This window comes from Saccharopolyspora thermophila, from assembly GCF_014646075.1.
Taxonomy (GTDB): domain Bacteria; phylum Actinomycetota; class Actinomycetes; order Mycobacteriales; family Pseudonocardiaceae; genus Saccharopolyspora; species Saccharopolyspora thermophila.
On the sequence record NZ_BMMT01000004.1, the window covers coordinates 166379 to 184131 of the forward strand.

Annotated in this window: 15 protein-coding genes; all 15 read left to right on the forward strand. The window is 69.8% G+C overall.

The window, feature by feature from the left end:
- Window positions 1-97 precede the first annotated feature (97 nt).
- Window positions 98-1177 carry a winged helix-turn-helix transcriptional regulator gene (locus IEY17_RS08540; protein ID WP_229679951.1) on the forward strand — a complete coding sequence of 360 codons (1080 nt, stop codon included), beginning with the start codon at window positions 98-100 and terminating at the stop codon, window positions 1175-1177.
- An 80-nt stretch (window positions 1178-1257) separates the two neighbouring features.
- Window positions 1258-2388 (forward strand): acyl-CoA dehydrogenase family protein, encoded by a 1131-nt coding sequence (locus tag IEY17_RS08545; protein ID WP_188986764.1) that lies wholly within the window; start codon window positions 1258-1260, stop codon window positions 2386-2388.
- Window positions 2385-3887, forward strand: a complete 1503-nt coding sequence (locus tag IEY17_RS08550) for an amino acid adenylation domain-containing protein (protein WP_229679952.1) — start codon at window positions 2385-2387, stop codon at window positions 3885-3887. The genes IEY17_RS08545 and IEY17_RS08550 overlap by 4 nt, the downstream gene beginning before the upstream one ends.
- 150 nt (window positions 3888-4037) lie before the next feature.
- Window positions 4038-5285, forward strand: coding sequence for a hypothetical protein (locus tag IEY17_RS08555; RefSeq protein WP_188986765.1), 1248 nt, complete (start codon window positions 4038-4040; stop codon window positions 5283-5285).
- The gene (locus tag IEY17_RS08560; RefSeq protein ID WP_188986766.1) at window positions 5282-6361 is read left to right on the forward strand and encodes a Gfo/Idh/MocA family protein; all 1080 of its coding nucleotides are present in this window, start codon (window positions 5282-5284) and stop codon (window positions 6359-6361) included. Before IEY17_RS08555 ends, IEY17_RS08560 begins: the two co-directional genes overlap by 4 nt.
- On the forward strand, window positions 6358-7194 hold the full coding sequence (locus tag IEY17_RS08565; RefSeq protein WP_188986767.1) for a sugar phosphate isomerase/epimerase family protein: 837 nt from the start codon (window positions 6358-6360) through the stop codon (window positions 7192-7194). The genes IEY17_RS08560 and IEY17_RS08565 overlap by 4 nt, the downstream gene beginning before the upstream one ends.
- 15 nt (window positions 7195-7209) lie before the next feature.
- A complete protein-coding gene (locus IEY17_RS08570) occupies window positions 7210-8229 on the forward strand; it encodes a Gfo/Idh/MocA family protein (protein WP_268240313.1) in 1020 nt (339 codons plus the stop codon).
- A 29-nt stretch (window positions 8230-8258) separates the two neighbouring features.
- The gene (locus tag IEY17_RS08575) at window positions 8259-9872 is read left to right on the forward strand and encodes a B12-binding domain-containing radical SAM protein (RefSeq protein WP_188986769.1); all 1614 of its coding nucleotides are present in this window, start codon (window positions 8259-8261) and stop codon (window positions 9870-9872) included.
- A gap of 48 nt (window positions 9873-9920) precedes the next feature.
- Window positions 9921-10214, forward strand: a complete 294-nt coding sequence (locus tag IEY17_RS08580) for an acyl carrier protein (protein WP_188986770.1) — start codon at window positions 9921-9923, stop codon at window positions 10212-10214.
- A complete protein-coding gene (gene mtnP / locus IEY17_RS08585) occupies window positions 10214-11107 on the forward strand; it encodes an S-methyl-5'-thioadenosine phosphorylase (protein WP_188986771.1) in 894 nt (297 codons plus the stop codon). Before IEY17_RS08580 ends, mtnP begins: the two co-directional genes overlap by 1 nt.
- A 41-nt stretch (window positions 11108-11148) precedes the next feature.
- Window positions 11149-12075 (forward strand): 2-hydroxyacid dehydrogenase, encoded by a 927-nt coding sequence (locus IEY17_RS08590; RefSeq protein ID WP_229679953.1) that lies wholly within the window; start codon window positions 11149-11151, stop codon window positions 12073-12075.
- Window positions 12076-12133: 58 nt separating this feature from the next.
- Window positions 12134-13891 (forward strand): asparagine synthetase B family protein, encoded by a 1758-nt coding sequence (locus tag IEY17_RS08595; protein WP_188986772.1) that lies wholly within the window; start codon window positions 12134-12136, stop codon window positions 13889-13891.
- A complete protein-coding gene (locus tag IEY17_RS08600; RefSeq protein ID WP_188986773.1) occupies window positions 13888-14955 on the forward strand; it encodes a glycosyltransferase family 4 protein in 1068 nt (355 codons plus the stop codon). Before IEY17_RS08595 ends, IEY17_RS08600 begins: the two co-directional genes overlap by 4 nt.
- Window positions 14955-16301 carry a UDP-glucose dehydrogenase family protein gene (locus tag IEY17_RS08605; RefSeq protein WP_188986774.1) on the forward strand — a complete coding sequence of 449 codons (1347 nt, stop codon included), beginning with the start codon at window positions 14955-14957 and terminating at the stop codon, window positions 16299-16301. The genes IEY17_RS08600 and IEY17_RS08605 overlap by 1 nt, the downstream gene beginning before the upstream one ends.
- On the forward strand, window positions 16285-17721 hold the full coding sequence (locus IEY17_RS08610) for an amidase (RefSeq protein ID WP_188986775.1): 1437 nt from the start codon (window positions 16285-16287) through the stop codon (window positions 17719-17721). The genes IEY17_RS08605 and IEY17_RS08610 overlap by 17 nt, the downstream gene beginning before the upstream one ends.
- The last annotated feature ends 32 nt before the right edge of the window (window positions 17722-17753 follow it).

The following is a 17753-nucleotide window of genomic DNA, read 5'->3' on the forward strand; positions in this document are numbered from 1 at the left end:
CCACCACGTCCACGCCCTCTGCCGCTGCCATGTCCACACCGGGGGAACGCCCAGTTCGGGGGAAGTTATGAACAGCGTGCCGGCGCCTCGTGGCGCAGTGCCCGAAACGGAGGCCGGATTAGCAGCCCGCGACCAGTGGGTGAAGGAACAGCTGGACAACTGCCCGATCACCGTGGTGGACATCGATTCGCTGTTGCCAGCGGATTCGCCGCGGAGCTCGGGGGTGGACGCCGAGCACACGCATGCGCTGGCCGAGGGAGACGACGAGCTGCCGCCGATCGTGGTGCACGGACCGACCATGCGGGTCATCGACGGCATGCACCGGTTGGCCTCGGCGCGGGCTCGCAAGCAGCGCACGATCGAAGCCAGGATCTACGACGGGGACGACCGGGACGCCTTCGTCCTCGCGGTCCGGCTGAACGTGACCCACGGGCTGCCGCTGTCCCGCGCCGACCGCGCCGCGGCCGCCGCCCGGATCGTCGTCTCGCATCCGCACTGGTCCAACCGCATGATCGCGACCATGACCGGCATCGCCCCGGCCACTGTCGGCCGGATCCGGAAACGCTCGACCGGTCAGGCCGCCCAGTCGGACACCCGCGTGGGGCAGGACGGCCGGGTACGCCCCCTCAACGCCTCCGCCGGCCGCCAGCGCGCCTTCGAACTGCTCATCCAGAATCCCGACGCTTCCCTGCGCGAGGTCGCCCGGCAAGCGGGAGTCTCCCCGGCCACCGTGCACGATGTACGTCGTCGGCTCCAGGAAGGCGAGGAACCGACCCCCGCCCGCCAACGCCGCGGATCGGGCTCCGGTGGACGCGGACCCGAGCCTCGCCCCGCGGCCGGTTCCGCCACCCCGCACAGCAGACTCGGTGTCATCCTCGCGGACCTGAAGAAGGACCCCGCGCTCCGGTTCAACCAGAAAGGCCGTTCGCTGCTGCGCTGGCTCGACCGGCATTTCGCCGGGATGAACGCGTGGCGCCAGGTCATTTTCGACATCCCGGCGCACCGGCGGGACACCATCGCGGAGTTCCTGCGCATCTACGCCTCCGCGTGGACGGAACTGGCCGACGACATCAAGGAAACCGCACGAAACTCTGCCGAGAACACCTCCGAAACCACGCCGCGGAAGGGCTTTTCCCTGCTCGCCAACGAGCCGTCTGCCCTGCCGTGCGAGAGGTGACAAGCGACCAGATCGAACGCGTCACTGTCGACAGCCCAAGTGCGAGGGCACTGGAACCGAACTCGAAGGGTTTATTCGACATGGACTTCACCTGGCCTGAAGAATCCGAACGGGTCTACAAGCAGATCCTGACCGCCACCCAGAGCTGGCCCGCGCCGGAAGGGGCGCGGCCGTTCACGCGCGAGCAGTGGCGGCAGTGCGCCGAACTCGGCCTGCTCGGCCTGTCGGTGCCCACGCAGTACGGCGGTCAGGGATACGGGTTCCGCACCGCCGCGCGGGCGGTGGAGGCGTTCGGCGAAGGGTGCCAGGACCTCGGGCTGGTCTTCTCGGCCACCGCGCACCTGTTCGCCTGCACGATGCCTGTCGTCGAATACGGCAACCCCGAGTTGCGCGAACGGGTGCTGCCCAAGCTCTGTCGCGGCGAGTGGGTCGGCGCCAACGCCGTCACGGAGGAGGACGCCGGTTCCGACGCGATGGCCGGGAAAGCCCGCGCGATCCGGGACGGTGACGGTTACCGGATCAGCGGAACCAAGTCCTTCGTCAGCAACGGCCCGGCCGCGGACGTGTTCATCGTCTACGCGCACACCGAACCGAAGTTCGGCCACTTGGGACTTTCCGCGTTCGTCGTCGAGCGCGGGGTCGAGGGCCTCACGGTCGGCGAGTCGTTCGACACGCTCGCCTTCGAGAGCTGTCCGACGAGCGCTGTCACGCTCGAGGACTGCTGGGTCCCGGCCGAGTGCCGGCTTGGTGCGGAAGGCCAGGGCTCGGAGGTCTTCCACGCCTCCATGCGGTGGGAGCGCAGCTGCCTGTTCGCCGCCTACCTCGGCCAGATGACCCGGCTGATCGACCGGTGCGTGCGCCACGCCAGACAGCGGAAGCAGTTCGGCAAACGCATCGGCGCCAACCAGGCCGTGTCGCACCGCATCGCGGAGATGCGGACGCAGCTGGAAGCGGCCCGGTTGCTGCTGTACCGGGCCTGCTGGCGGCTGGAACGGGGCGAGCCGGCGACGATGGACATCGCCATGGCGAAACTGGCGGTGAGCGAAGCCGCGGTGCAGACCGCGTTGTCGGCCGTGCGCCTGTTCGCCGGCCAGGGAGTGCGCACCGATGTCGGGATCGAGCGGGAATTCAGGAACGCGGTGCCCAGCACGATCTTCTCTGGCACCTCGGAAATGCAGCTCGAGCGCATCGCCCGGGAGCTGGGGCTGTGAGCACCGGGCCGTTCAGCCGGCTGCACGACCTGGTGGTCGCCGCTGCCCGGCGGTTCCCGGACCGGCTCGCGGTGTCCGCTTCGGACGGTCAACTCACGTACCGGCAGCTCGACGAACTGGCGAACAGGATCGGCTGGGCGCTGCGGGCGCGTGGGGTGCGGCGTGGTGACCGGGTGGCCATCTGGCTGGACAAGTCGGTGCGGCTGGTCGCGACGATGCAGGGCGTGCTGCGGGCGGGTGCCGGGTACGTGCCGATCGATCCACTCGGGCCGGTCGACCGGGCGGCCAGGGTGATCAGCGACTGCGCGGCACGAGCCGTGGTGACCACGCCCGCTCTCGCCGACGCCCTCCGCGCGCACGGCCTGTCCCTCGACGGAGCGGACACGACCTGCCTCAGCGCATGGTCGGACGTGCTCGCATCACCGTCCGAACCACTGCCCGACCAGGGCGGTGGGGCAGACGATCTCGCCTACATCCTCTACACCTCCGGCTCCACCGGAACCCCGAAGGGGGTCTGCCTCTCGCACACCAACGCGCTGGCCTTCGTCGAATGGGCCGCCACCGAGCTGCGCGCCGTGCACACCGATCGGTTCGCGAACCACGCGCCACCGCAGTTCGACCTTTCGGTGCTGGACATCTACGCGGCCTTCCGCGCGGGTGCCTCGGTGCATCTGGTGCCGCACGAACACGCCTACGCCCCGGAAAAGCTGGTGTCGTTTTTGCACCAACAGGACATCACCGTCTGGTATTCGGTGCCGTCGGCATTGATGCTGATGACCAGGGAAGGCGGGTTGTGTGACGAGAAACCAGCGCGGTTGCGGGCGGTGCTGTTCGCCGGCGAACCATACCCGGTGCGGCAGCTGCGCGAATTGCGCAACCGGTGGCCGCAGGTGCGTTTCCTCAACCTCTACGGGCCCACCGAAACGAACGTCTGCACCTGCTACGAAGTTCCGGTGCTGCCGGACGACGATGACGACCAGATACCGATCGGGCGGGCCTGTTCCGGCGACCGGGTCTGGGCCGAGCGGGATGACGGGCACAAGGCGGGTGTCGGAGAAGAGGGTGAGCTCGTGGTGGCCGGGCCGACGGTGATGCTCGGCTACTGGGGCCACCCGCCCCAGCAGGACCGGCCATATCGGACCGGAGATCGGGTCGTGCTCGGCGCCGACGGGGCGTACCGGTATCTCGGCCGCCGTGACGGCATGGTGAAGGTTCGTGGTCATCGGGTGGAGATCGGTGAGGTCGAAGCCGCCCTGCACGCACACCCGGGGATCGCCGAGGTGGCCGTGACGGTGGTGGGCGAGGGGCTCGCGGCACGACTCGTCGCCTGCGCGGTGGCCAGCGGCGCGCAGGTTCCCGACCTGCTCGACATCAAACGGCATTGCGCGCGGTCGTTGCCCCGGTACATGATCGTGGACTCGGTCCGCTGGGTTGACGCATTGCCGCGCAACCACAACGGAAAGGTTGACCGAAAGCGGTTGCTCGCGTCCGTCGGCTGATTCGGCGCACGTGCGAATGTGGACAGTGACATCTTCTCGAATCCCATGGAAGAATCATGCCGGCAGGTCGGTCTGATCATTCTTGCGCCAGCGCTGTCGGCACCTGCGGTCCAGGCATCAGTGAACTCCGATCTCGGGTGAGGAAGATCCATGAAAGTTATTGCGAGTGCCGAGGCGTTCGGCTACGGGCCGGCGTCAAAACTCCACGCGATATGCTCGGAGATCGGCCGCAATGGTGGCGCCAGTCATTTCTTCGGTCATGACGTGGCGCTCACCTTCGCCCAGTCGAACAGCGACACCTACGCGTCGATCACGCCGGTGGACAGCATGAGCGACCTGGCCGCGGTCTCGCCGGACGACTTCGACGCGGCGATCAGCGTCATGGATCCGTTCCTGGTGGCCTGGGCCGCGTACCACCGCCTGCCCTGCGTCTATGTGGACAGCCTCTACTGGTTCTGGGACTGGTCCGGGATCTCGGAAACGGAGATGGGCCGGACCGCGGAGGCGATCACCGGTGCGGCGAGTGCGAACCAGGCGCTGCGGGTCATGGCTGACGTGCCGATGCATCCGAGCCAGTACCTCGCCCACCACCTGTGCACCACCGCGTGCGTGCAGCTGGCGCCCGGTGCGTCGGCGCGCGCGGAGGCTCTGCGCGGACATCCGAACGTGCGCACCGTCGACCCCGTGATCGACCTTGGCCATCGGGCACCCGCTCAGCCCGACTCCTGGCTGGTGACCACGAGCGGGTTGCTGAGCCCCGTTGTGTCCATCGACCTCGCGGTGTCCTGGATCCAGTCGGCCTGCGAGCTGGTGGACGAGGCCGCCCGGCTGATCGGCGCCGACGAACCGATGGTGGTCACCGGCAACCCGGAGGTGCTGGCCCACGTTGCACCGTTGCTGCCCGCCCGGTTCGAGGTGGTGGCGCTGAACCACGAGGGCGTCCTGAAGAGCCTGAACCACGCGATCGCGTGCCTCACCCCACCAGGGCTGACCACGATCCTGGAAGCGGCGGCCTACGGGACTCCGGTCGTGTTCCTGCCCGAGCAGCACTACGCGCACCTGGCGAACTACCAGCTGGTCAGCCCGGACTCGGGTCGGCCGAGGTACGCCGAGGCGCTGTTGAACACCCGGATCGACCGCAGCGCCGACGGCGACATCTCCGTCGAGACCAAGTCACTCATCGCCCAGCTGGCAGCCCACCGCACCGAGCGGACCGCGGCCTGGTCGGCGATGGTCCGCTCCCTCGCCGACGGCATGGCCGACGCCCGCGAGCACCGGTCCCGCGTCGCCGCAGCACAGAACGACCTGATCCGCGCCCTGTTCGGCGGTCATTCCGGCGCGGAGGAGGTCCGCCGCACCCTCGAGTCGGTCGTGAACACGGTGGGAGTCGTGGGATGAGCGCGGGCACAAGCGGTGCGCCGATCCGCGTCGGGATCGCGGGGCTCGGGCGCGCCGGATGGCATCTGCACGCGGGCACGCTGGCCGCGCTGCCGGCCGAGTACCGGGTGGTGGCGGTGCACGACCCGATGCCCGACCGGATGGCGGAGGCGGTCGCCGAGTTCGGCTGTGCCTCGTATCCGGACTACGCCGATCTGGTGGCCGCGGACGACGTCGATGTCGTGGTCGTCGCGAGTCCCAGCGCCACGCACGCCGAGCTAGCCGTGCGGGCGCTGGAACACGGCAAGCACGTCGTCGTCGAGAAGCCGTTCGCCACGTCGCTCGCCGAGGCCGACGAGATGATCGCGGCCGCGCGAACGGCCGGACGAATTCTGCTCGCCAGCCAGAACCAGCGCTACAGCCTCCTGTTCCAGACCGTCCGGGACGTCGTGTCCTCCGGCCGGCTCGGGCAGATCGTCGAGGCCAAGACGCACTGGCACGCGTTCCGGCGGCGGTGGGACTGGCAGACCATCCCCGAGCTGGGCGGCGGGACGCTGAACAACGACGGCAGCCACGCCGTCGACCACGTGCTGGCCCTGTTCGGCGGTGCCGGGGAGCCGGAGGTGTTCTGCCGCATGCGGACCACGCCGCTGTCGGCCGGCGGCGCCGAGGACCACGTGAAGATCGTGCTCGCCTGGGACGAACTCGTCGTGGACGTCGAGCTGACCAACGCCTGTGCCTATCCGCAACCGAAGTGGCTGGTCCTCGGCACGAACGGCACGCTCGTCGCCGACGGGGACGTGGTCCGCTGGCGTTACGTCGACCCAGACGCGCTCACCCCCCGGGTCGCCACCACCACACCCACCGAAGGCCGCCGCTACAACACCGAAGAACTGCCGTGGGTGGAGGAGGAGCGCAGCGTGGCGGGCGATGCGTACGCGGACAGCCACCGGCGCATGTACACCGAACTCGCACCGGCGCTGCGCGGTGGCGCGCCCGTGCCGATCCCGCTCGACGACATCCGGCGCCAGCTGGCCGTGCTGGACCAGTGCCGGGCGACCACGACGAAGACCCCGATCGCGGAGGATGTTCGATGAAGCTCGCGTACAGCACGATCGCCTGCCCGAGCTGGTCCTGGCAGCACGCCATCGACCAGGCCGCCTTCTTCGGGTATGACGGCATCGAATGGCGCCTGATCGACGGGGCCCCGGTGAGCGCCGACTTCTCGCTGGAGGCGGCACGCACCATCGGCAAGGCCACGGCCGCGGCCGGTCTGGGCGTGCCGGCCCTGGACAGCAGCATCCAGCTGACCGCCGAGCCGGGCGAGGCCAGGGACCGGATGCTGGAGGAGTCCCGGGGCATGCTACGGCTCGCGGCGGCGTTCGGCGCGGAGCACCTGCGCTTCTTCGCCGGGACCTACCCGGAGTCGGTGTCCGACGCCGACGCGCTCCGGTGGACTCAGGACGCGCTGGTCGCGCTGCAGCCGGTGGCCCGCGACACCGGCGTGCGGATGGCGTTGGAGCTGCACGACTGCGGCTGGGACCGGGTCGGCACCCGCGGCATCACCTCCAGCCGATTCCTCGCCGACGTGCTGTCCGGTGTGGACGTTCCGGAGGCATTGCTGCAGTGGGACCTCGCCGGGCCGTTCGTCGAGGGAGAACCGGCGGACAGGACGTGGGAACACGTGCGGTCCAGGCTCGCCTACCTGCAGATCAAGGACATCTCGTACAACGCCGACGGGACGTGGCGGTACGTGCCCATCGGTGCGGGCGAGATGCCGGTCGGCGACATCGTCGGCATGGTCACCGCCGACGGGTTCGACGGCTGGTTCTCCTTCGAGTGGGAGAAGTGGTGGCACCCCGAGCTCGCCGAGGCGGAGACCGTGCTGCCCGGTTTCCTTGCCCAGATGAACTCCTACCGCCGAGGCTGAACGGAGCGCCGGACGATGCCGACTCACGCCATTATCGGGTGCGGGCGCGTGGCACCGAACCACGTCGACGGGTTCCGCGCGCTGGACGACTACGACCTGACCTGGGCCTGCGACCGGGATGCCGTGCTGGCCAAGGAGTTCTCCGCCGAGCACGGCATTGCGCGCTGGTCGTCCTCGGTCGACGAGGTTCTCGGCGACGCCGAGCTGACCAGCGTCTCGATCGCCGTGGACCATGCGCAGCACGCGGAACTCGCCGAGCGCGCCCTGCTCGCCGACAAGCACGTCCTAGTGGAAAAGCCGCTGTGCCTGTCGGTGTCCGACGCCAAACGGCTCGCCGAGCTCGCCGCCGCCCGCGGCCTGGTGCTGTCCGCGGTGTCCCAGCACCGCTACGACCCGGTCGTGCTCGCGGTCCGCGAGTGGCTCCGCGACGGGCTGCTCGGCCGCCTGCTGTACGTCCGGGCGTCGCTGGAGGCAAGCCGCGAGCCGGAGTACTACACGGAGAGCTACTGGCGGGGTACCCGCGCCGGGGAGGGCGGTTCCGCACTGATCAACCAGGGCTACCACTGCCTCGACGTGACGCGGTTGCTGTGCGGCGAGCTGGAAGTCCGCGCCGCGGTGGCGAACACGACGGCGCTGGCCGGCACGATCGAGACCGAGGACACGCTGGCGGCGCTGTTGGTGGCCGGCGACACCCCGGTCAGCCTGCACGTCACGGTCGGCAGCACCACCCAGTGGCGCACGCGGATCGAGCTCGTCGGTGACCGCGGCACCGCGAGCTTCGACATCGACCACCCCGGCGCCGTGCACCGCGCGTCCGGCAACGCGGAACTGGAGCGCCGCGCCGAGGCCGTCCGCAACCGGGAGGTCGAACCACCACCCCCGGGAATCGGTTACTACGGCGTCTCGCACCGGCGCCAGATCGCCGACTTCGCCGCGGCGGTGCGCGACGGGACGCCGATGGCCGCGTCCGCCGAGGCCGGTGTCGGGATGGTGCGCCTGCTGACCGCGTTGTACGCCGCGGCCGGCGCGGCCTGACGCATGTCTTTTCTCTGCGAGGGGACACCATGCACGCGCTGCTTCTTTCCGGGCTCGGCCCGACCTACAAGACGTCCGACTACTTCGGCGAGTCGTCCCTGTTCCGGGCGCGGCCGGACGAGCGAATCCAGGCGATCCTGGCGCGTTCCGGCGTGCCCCAGCTCAGGCTGTCCCATCTGTCGTTCGTCCAGGGCGGCCAGCGGCGGCCGCTGCTGCGCCCACCGGGGATGAACCCGCACCTGACCACGTTCACGTTGGAGTCCATCCTGCAGGGCGCCAAGCAGGCGTACACCCGGATCCCGTTGGAGGAGATCTGGGCGGGCAACGACGTTGCGGCGCCCGCGAACACCGACGTGGTGCTGATGTCCACGACCTACATCTGGAACAAGCAGATGTTCGCCCTCGTGATGGGCTGGATTCGGGACAACTGCCCCGGCGTACCGATCGTCGTCGGCGGGCAGTACACGAACCTCAAGTACATGGTGATGATGCAGGCGTACCCGGAGATCACCGCGACCGTCCGGGGCGACGCGGAGATCGCCCTGCCGATGCTGCTGGACGAGATGCGGGTGTCCGGCGATCTGTCCAAGGTGCCGAACCTGGTGTGGCGGGACCGCGAGCGGATCCGGATCAATCCCATCGAGTACGTGGACCTCGACGCGTTCCCCTCGCCGTCGTTCCCGCACACCTTCGACGTCGCGCCCTACGAGTCGATGCGTGGCTGCCCGTTCGACTGCAAGTTCTGCTCGTTCCCGGCCGCTTCACCGAAGTGGCGGTACAAGTCGGCGCAGAAGATCAAGGACGACTGGCTCCGGTACGCCGGTGAGAACGGCGTCACCCAGATCTCGGCCATGGACTCGACCTTCACCGTCCCGCCGACCCGGCTGCGGGAGCTGCACCGGATCCTGCCGGGTTCGGGCGTGCCCCAGTGGTCGTGCTTCTCGCGGGCGAACTCGGTCAAGAACACCGAGTTCATCGAGGGCATGATCGCGTCCAACTGCACGCACCTGGAAATCGGCTTCGAGTCGATGAACGAGCAGACGCTCAAGCGGATGAGCAAGCGGGTGACGGCGAAGCAGAACCGGCGCGCCTTCGAACTGCTCAGGGCGAGCGACATCGGCTACGGCATGTGCTTCATGGTCGGTTATCCCGGCGAGGACGAGGAGGCATTCGAGGACACCCGTCGCTTCCTCGTGGACGAATTCGAAGGCCGCTTCGGTCTGTACGTGTTCTCGGTGAACGACGAGACCATGCCCCTGTGGGAGGACCGCGAGGCGCTGCAGATCACCGTCGATGACCCGCTTTCTCCGGACACCGCGTGGTCGCACATCGGCATGACCAGCGAGGACGCCAAGCGGCTGCAGATCGAGACGCTGGACGAGGTGCGCCGCAAAAACGATCACGCCGTGGTGTCGTTGTGGCAGCGCGAGTACGAGCGTCCACTCTTGCCAACCGCGGACCGAAAAGGCAACCTGGTCGTGGAAAAAGCGCTCGAGCGGCTGGCCATGGTGCCACGCGACTACAGCGACGTGGCGGAGGCCGCAGACTGCGTGACACGGCAGCTGGACGTGCTGCGCAGCAAGGGCGTCGAGTTCGATCCCGGGATGGAAGAGCTTCCCGGAGACGAAAATTCCGCACCGTGAGCGAATGACGACTCGCTTCGAAGATCCTGCGTCCTGGAAGGGGCCTTCATGGAGCACGCGGACGTGCTGGAAACCATCCGGAAATATCTCGTCGACGAGGTGCTGGAAGACGCGAACGCGAACCTGACCGGGGACACCCCGCTGCTGGAATGGGGCGTGCTCAGCTCCATGTCCACCATGCGGCTGGTCAGCTTTCTCTCCGAACGGTTCGGGGTCGCGGTACCGACCGACGAGGTGGTCGGCCAGAACTTCAAGGACCTCGACAGCATCACCCGGCTGGTGCTGCGGATGCGGGCCGAGTCGACCGAGGCCGACGTGGCGGCGCAGGCGGGAAGGTCGTGATGAGCGACCCCAGACGGTACGAGGCCGAGGTCGGAATCATCGGCGGCAGCGGCATTTACGAGCTGGACGCGCTGACCGACGTGCGGCGGGTGCGTGTGAGCACGCCCTACGGTGACCCGAGTGGCGAACTCGTCCTCGGTGAGCTCTCCGGCACGAGGGTCGCGTTCGTGCCCCGGCACGGCGCGAGACACCACATCCTGCCGTCGCGGATCCCGGCCCGGGCCAACATTCACGCACTGAAGAGCCTGGGGGTCCGGCAGATCCTCGGCATCAGCGCGGTGGGCAGCCTGCGCGAGGACTACGCGCCGGGCGATCTGGTGGTGCCGGACCAGATCGTCGACCGTACCCGCGCGGACCGCGGCGCGACGTTCTTCGACCAGGACGTGGTCGTGCACGTGGCGTTCGCCGAACCGTACTGCGGGCGGCTGCGGCAGTTGCTCATCGAAGCCGCCGGGCGGGCGACCATGGCCACGGTGCACGACTCGGGCACGTACTGCTGCATGGAGGGCCCGCAGTTCTCGACGCGAGCGGAGTCCGAGATGCACCGGCGCCTGGGCTTCGACCTCATCGGGATGACCGCGGTGCCCGAAGCCAAGCTGGCCAGGGAGGCGGAGCTCTGCTACGCGGCCCTGTGCCTGGTCACCGACTACGACTGCTGGTTCGACGGGCACGAGGACGTCACGGCGCAGGCGGTCGTCGACGTGATGCGGCGCAACAGCGAGGCGGCGAAGGCCACGCTCACCACCCTGCTCGCGAAGAAGTCCGTTGATCCGGAGTGCGCGTGCCAGAACGTGCTCGCCTCCTCGATCAACACTCCTCTCGAGGGCCTGCCCGACCGCGCTGTCGAACGCTACGCGCTGCTGCTCGGGAAGTACCTCCCGGCCAGCGCCTGACCCGGCAAGACTCCTGACGAACGTGTGACGAGGTGGTGGCAGTGAACTCCGTGCCACGCCGGGCCGCGCTGATGGCGATGTCCCGCGAGGAAGTTCCCCCCGACCTGCGGGACCGCGTCGAGCGCGCGGTGCGGCCGATCTGGGACCCCCGCTGGACCGCTCGCCACGGCACCCGGCCCGACGTGGAGATCCTGGTGACCGCGCACACCGACACCGACCTCACCCCGGAGCATCTCGCCGCCCTGCCCGGACTGCGGACCATCCTGACCACGAGCACCGCGGTTGACTACATCGACAGCACATACTGCAGGCAGCGCGGGGTGAGCCTGCACAACACACCCGACTACACCGGTTCCTCGGTGGCCGAACACGCCATCGCGCTGATGCTCGCCGTGCTCCGGCACATCCCGCGGCTGGACACGGCGGCCCGCTCCGGTGCCGACACCACCAGCCTCGTCGCCCGCGAACTGTCAGGCATGGTCGCCGGCGTGGTGGGGCTCGGCGGAATCGGCACCCGGATCGGCAACCTCGTCCGGGGCCTCGGCATGAGCCTGGTGTACGTCAACCGAAGCCGGCGCGAACACCCGGGTGCGCGCCAGGTCGACCTCCCGGACCTGCTCGCTGCGGCGGACGTCGTGTTCCTCAGCCTGCCGTTGGCCGCCGGCGCGGGCCCGCTGCTCGGCCCGGCGGAGTTCGCGGTGATGAAACCGTCGGCGGTGGTGGTGAACATCTCGGCGGACGGGCTGATCGACCGCACCGCGCTCGCCGCCGCGCTCACCGAGGGCCGGATCGCGGGTGCCGGGCTCGACGTGATCGGCGATCCCGCCCGGTACGCGGACCTGCCGAACACGGTCCTCACCCCGAGGCACGCCTGGTACACGCGGGAGGCGGTGCGGCGTCGCGCGCAGACCTGGGTGGACACGCTGCAGGGGCTGGTCGAAGGCCGGGAGGTGCATCGAGTGCTGTGACCGCGCGGGTGTTCGGGGACCAAACCACCACTGGGCTCGACGAATGGGGATCTGATCGATGACGCTGTTTGTGGCGTCCTGGGGCGCGAACGACCAACTGCGGGCACGAGCCCGCGACGTGCTGCGGGACTACGCCGGTTGTTTTCCGGAGTTGGCGGAATGCGGCGTCCGCGAGACCGGGTGGACCGGGCCCGTGCACGTCGCCTGGTTGCACGGGGCAGGACCGGTCACCGGCGAGCGGGCTGGTGCGGACCGGGTCACGCTGGTGGACGGGGTCGCGATCCGCGGCTTTGGGGATGCGGTGGTCACCGCCGAGGCGGTGGCGGCCCGGCCCTTCGGTGAGCTGGCCGGTGACAGCGAGCTGGACGGGCAGTTCGCCCTGCTCGACGCGATGCCCGACCGGCTCGGTATCGCGACCGACACGCTCGGGATGTACACGCTGCACTGGTGCCGCACCGCGGACGGCTGGCTCGTGTCCAACAGGGTCGAGCCGCTGGCCCGTCTCGTCGGTGCGGACGCGATCGACGCCGACGCCGCCGCCGCGTTCGTGGCGGTCGGCTGGGTGACCGGGGAGCGGACGCTGGCCGACGGGGTGCGCACGGTGCCAGGCGGCGCGCACTGGTACTGGACCCCCGACCGGGAACCCGTGTTCTCCCGCCCCCGGGACCCGTGGCGGATCGTCACCGCGCCGCGGACGCGGGTCGACATGTCCGCGCTGCGCGACGCGCTGGTCGCCAGGTGCGCGGCCGTCGGGGACTGGGCGGGCAGCGTGGAATCGGGCCTGACGTCCGGCCTGGACTCGCGGTTGCTCTTCATGTTGCTGCGGGCAGCCCAGGTCAAGACGATCTACATCACCGCCGGCCATCCGCAGAGCCCGGACGTCCTCGTCAGCCAGCGCATCGCGGAGACCTACGGCGTCGACCGCCGGCACATCCCGCCGTTCTCCGAGGAGGAGGTCCGCGATCAGTGGCAGACCCTCGCCCGCCAACTCGTCGTCCAGAACGACGGGATGGTCAGCCTCTGGCAGAACATCGACCTGATGCGGCCCCCGGTCGCCGCCCCGGTCTCGTTCTGGGGCGTCGGCGGCAACATCGGCCGGTCGTTCTACGGCACGCCGCGCGACCTGGCCACGGTCCGCACAGCTGCGCAGCTGGCCCGGTTCAAGGCGGCACGAACGGCCAACGGCCACGGCCTGGTCACCGCCGACGGGCTGGCCGCCAGCCGCCGCCAGGTCGATGAGTTCGTGAACACGGCCATCGCGCAGGGAACGTCCCCCGCGGACGTGCCGGACGCGTTCAGCGCGCTGGAACTCATCGGCCGGTGGTCCGCCCCGAACACCCGCAAGATCTACCCGACTCCGGTCTTCGGGCCGCTGTCCACGCGCCCCTACCTGCGAGCGACCTTCGCGTTCTCCCCGGTGCGGCGCTACTCGGAACCACTGCACTACCACCTGTTCCGGATGCTGGCGCCCGGGGAGGAGATCGCGAATCACCCGTCGGGCAAGTGGCGTCCGCAGATTCCCTACCTCAACCTCCTGTTCGGACGAGCCCGCCAGCGCGTGATGCAGAACGCCGGGCGCGACCCGCTCGGTATCCGCTACCGCATCCTGGAACTGCTCCGCGCGGAACTCGCTGCCCGGTGCCTCGACCGCACGTCCTCCCCGCTGTGGCAGGTGATCAGCCGGCCCGCGTTCGAAGCCGCGATGTCCGGCACGAGCGAAGCCGACGCCGAACGACGCACCACGCTGGCCAAACCGATTCTCGCGGTCCTCACGCTGTTCGAGTACGAGGCGATGCGCAGTGAGGGACGCGCATGACGGCGGGCACCCGGCCGATGCGGATCCTGGCCGCTCACCTGGACAGCCCGAACGGCGGCAATCCGGATCTGCCGCTGTTGTATTCGGCGATCCGGGCGGCGGGTGACGTGGTCGTCGAGCCGTTCTCGCTGAGCGCGCTGCGCCGGGGGCGGTGGGACGTGGTGCACGTCTACTGGCCGGAGTGGTGCATCCGACGCAACCGGGGTGCGGCCGTCATGGCGGTGGACGCCGCGCGGCTGCTGCTGGAGCTGCGTGCCGCCCGCCGGCGTGGCACGAAGATCGTCTGGTCGCTGAACAACCTCCGTCCACATGAGACCGACGGGTTCGGGATCGTGGACACCTACCTCGCCGCCTTCTCCCGCCTGGTCGATCTCGTGGTGTGCACCTCGCAGACCCTGCTCGAGGAGTTCGTCCGGGAGTACCCCGCCATCCGGGGTGCGGAGAGCCGGGTCATCCGGCCGGGCAGCTACCGGGACGTGTACCCGGACGACGGCGTGTCCGCGGCGGATGCCCGGGCGAAACTCGGGTTGCCGCAGGATGCGCGCATCCTGCTCTCGCTCGGCATGGTCCGCCGATACAAGAACATCGTCCCGCTCATTCGCGCCCACCGGGAGATCAGCGATGACACCGGCGATGCATTCCTGGTGATAGCGGGGGAAACGCTCGATCGCGAGTTCGCGCGGCGGGTGTGCGAGGAGTGCCGCGGGACCAGCTCGGTGCGGCTGGACCTGGGCTACATCGACGACGCCAGCATGCAGTACTACCTGCGCGCGGCCGACGCATTCGTCCTGTCCGCCGCCGGCGCGTCGTATTCCGGGAGTGCGATGCTCGCGCTGTCGTTCGACTGCCCCGTCGTCGTACCGCACCGGGGCACCTTCATCGAAATGCGGGAGGCGCTGGGTGCCGAGTGGGTGCGCACCTACGAAGGCGGTATCCGCAGCGCCGTGCTGCGTTCCGCGTCCCAGCAGGGCCGGCCACCGGGCCGTCCCCCGCTGGAGCGGTTCTACGAATGGTCCGCATGCGGGCAGGAGCATCTGCGCGCCTACCGGGAAATCACCTCGTGATGGACGTCTCGCCCCAGCGAACAGCGGTGATCGGAGCCGGTTACGTCGGCCTGACCACCGGTGCCTGCCTCGCCTCGCTCGGCCATCACGTGGTGTGCGTGGACGTGGACGAGGCCAAGATCGCCCGGCTCCGGCAGGGCCGGGTGGACATCCTTGAACCGGACTTACCCGAGCTGGTCGCCGCGGGGCTGACCGACGGGCACCTCGACTTCACCGGCGACGTGACCACGGCGGTGCGTGCGGCCGAGGTGGTGTTTTTGTGCCTGCCGACGCCGATGGCCGCCGACGGGCGGGCGGACCTGTCCGCGGTCGAGTCGGTGGTCGCCGAACTGGGCCCGTCGTTGCCGACGGGCTGCGTCGTGGTGAACAAGTCGACCGTCCCGGTGGGGACCGCCGCGTGGGTGCGGCGGATGCTCGATCGGGACGACCTCGCGGTGGTCAGCAACCCGGAATTCCTCCGCGAGGGCTCCGCGGTGCAGGATTTCCTCAACCCCGACCGGATCGTGGTCGGCTCCGACGACGAGGACGCCGCCCGGCGGGTCGCTGACCTGTACCGCCCGCTGCGCGCGCCGGTCGTTCGCACCGACGCGGCCAGCGCCGAGATGATCAAGTACGCGGCGAACTGCTTTCTGGCGGTCAAGCTGTCGTACGTCAACGCCATCGCCGAACTGTGCGAGGTGTTCGGCGCCGACGTCGACGCGGTGACGACGGGGATGGGGCACGACCCCCGGATCGGGCGGGCATTCCTGCGGCCCGGCCCCGGCTGGGGCGGGCCGTGCCTGCCCAAGGACTCCTCCGCGCTGCTGCGGATGGCGGACACCGCGGGAGTCCGGTTCGACCTGCTGCAGGCGGCCGTCGACGACAACACCCGCCAGGGCGAGCGCGTGGTCCGGCGACTGGCCGAGGAACTGGGCTCGTTACACCGGGCCCGCATCGGCCTGCTCGGCCTGGCGTTCAAGGCGGGCACCAACGACCTGCGGGGTTCACCCGCGCTGCGCAGTGCCGAGCTGCTGGTCGCCGCGGGAGCGGAGGTGACGGCCTACGACCCCGCGGTCAGCCTCGACCTGCACCACATCGCCGTCGTCGACGACGCCTACCAGGCGGTCAAGGAAGCCGATGCGGTGCTGCTGGCCACCGAGTGGCCCGAATTTCGCGCGCTGGACTGGACCGCGATCGCCGAGCTGATGAACGGCACGCTGGTTTTTGACGCCCGCAACCACCTCGACCCTGCGGCCATCGACGAAGCCGGTCTCACCTGGCGTGGCATCGGCCGCATGGTCACCGCCGGCTCGCCCGATCGCCGAACGCCTTCGACCAAAGGGGAGCGAAGTGAGCGAACTGCATGATCTGACCGCCGTCGAACAGGTGCGGGCGGTGCGTGCCCGGCGGGTTTCTCCGGTGGAGCTGGTGGAGCACTACCTGGACCGGATCGACCGGTACGACGGTGATCTGGCCGCTTTCGTGACCCTGACGCCGGATTCGGCTCGCGCGGCGGCCCGGGAAGCCGAACGGCGGGTGATCAGCGACGACCCGGAAGAGCTGCCGATGCTGCACGGCGTGCCCATCGCGTTCAAGGACCTGACGGTGACCGCAGGCGTGCGCACCATGTTCGGTTCGGCCGCACTCGCCGACAACATCCCGCCCTACGACGCCGACGTGGTGACGCTGCTCCGCGAGGCCGGGGTGATCAGCCTGGGCAAGACGGCGACCAGCGAACTGGGGATCTCGATCTCCTGCGAGCCGGACATCGCCCCGCCGACGCGCAACCCGTGGCGGCGCGACCTCATCGCGGGTGGTTCCTCCGGGGGCGCCGCCGTCGCCGTCGCCACCGGCTTCGTGCCCTTCGCCCAGGGCTCCGACGGCGGCGGCTCGCTGCGCGTCCCCGCGGCGCTGTGCGGGCTGGTCGCCCTCAAGCCGACTCGTGGCCTGGTCTCCCACGGGCCGCTGCACTCGGGGATGTTCGGCATGCCGATCAACGGTCCGATCGCGCGGACCGTCGCCGACGCCGCTGCGCTACTTGACGCGATGGCGGTGCCGATGCCGGGCGAACCGTACTTCTCGCCCCCGCCGCCGCCTTCGGGTTCCTACCTCGCCGAGCTGGGGCGCCCGTTGCAGCGGGCGGACGGGCGGCGGTTGCGGGTGGGCATGCACGCGCAGCCACTGCTGGCGGAATGCTCGGTGGACCCCGAGGTGCTCCGGGTGTGGGAGCACACCGGCAAGTTGCTCGAGTCGCTCGGCTGCGACGTCTTCGACGTGCCGGCACCGTTCGACCCCTCGCTCGGACCGGCTTTCCAGCAGGTGTTCGGCGTGCTGGCTGCGATGCCGATCCCGGCGGAGAAGGAGAAGCTGCTGCAGCCGCTCACCCGCTACGTGCGGGAGCAGGCCGCCCCGATCTCGGCGGTCGGCGTGCTCGGCATACTCAGCCAGCTGCAGAACGCGGCCCGGGCGGCCATGCGCGCCCTCGTCGACGTGGACCTCGTGTTGACCCCGACCCTCGCCGCGGTGTCGGCGCCGATCGGGTACTTCACCGAAGGCGGTGACCCGGCCGTCCACCTGGAGCGGCAGCGGCGCTTCTCGCCCTTCTGCGCGCCCTACAACCTGACCGGCCAGCCCGCGGTGTCGCTGCCGCTGGGCGCGACGCGGGACGGCTTGCCGATCGGCGTGATGCTCGCCGCCCAGCCCGGACAGGATGCCACGCTGCTCGCGGTGGCGGCGGCGCTGGAACAGGCGAGCCCCTGGGCCGACCGGCATCCGCCCGCGTGGTGAACACCGAGTGCACGATGAGGGTTCCGCCGCGT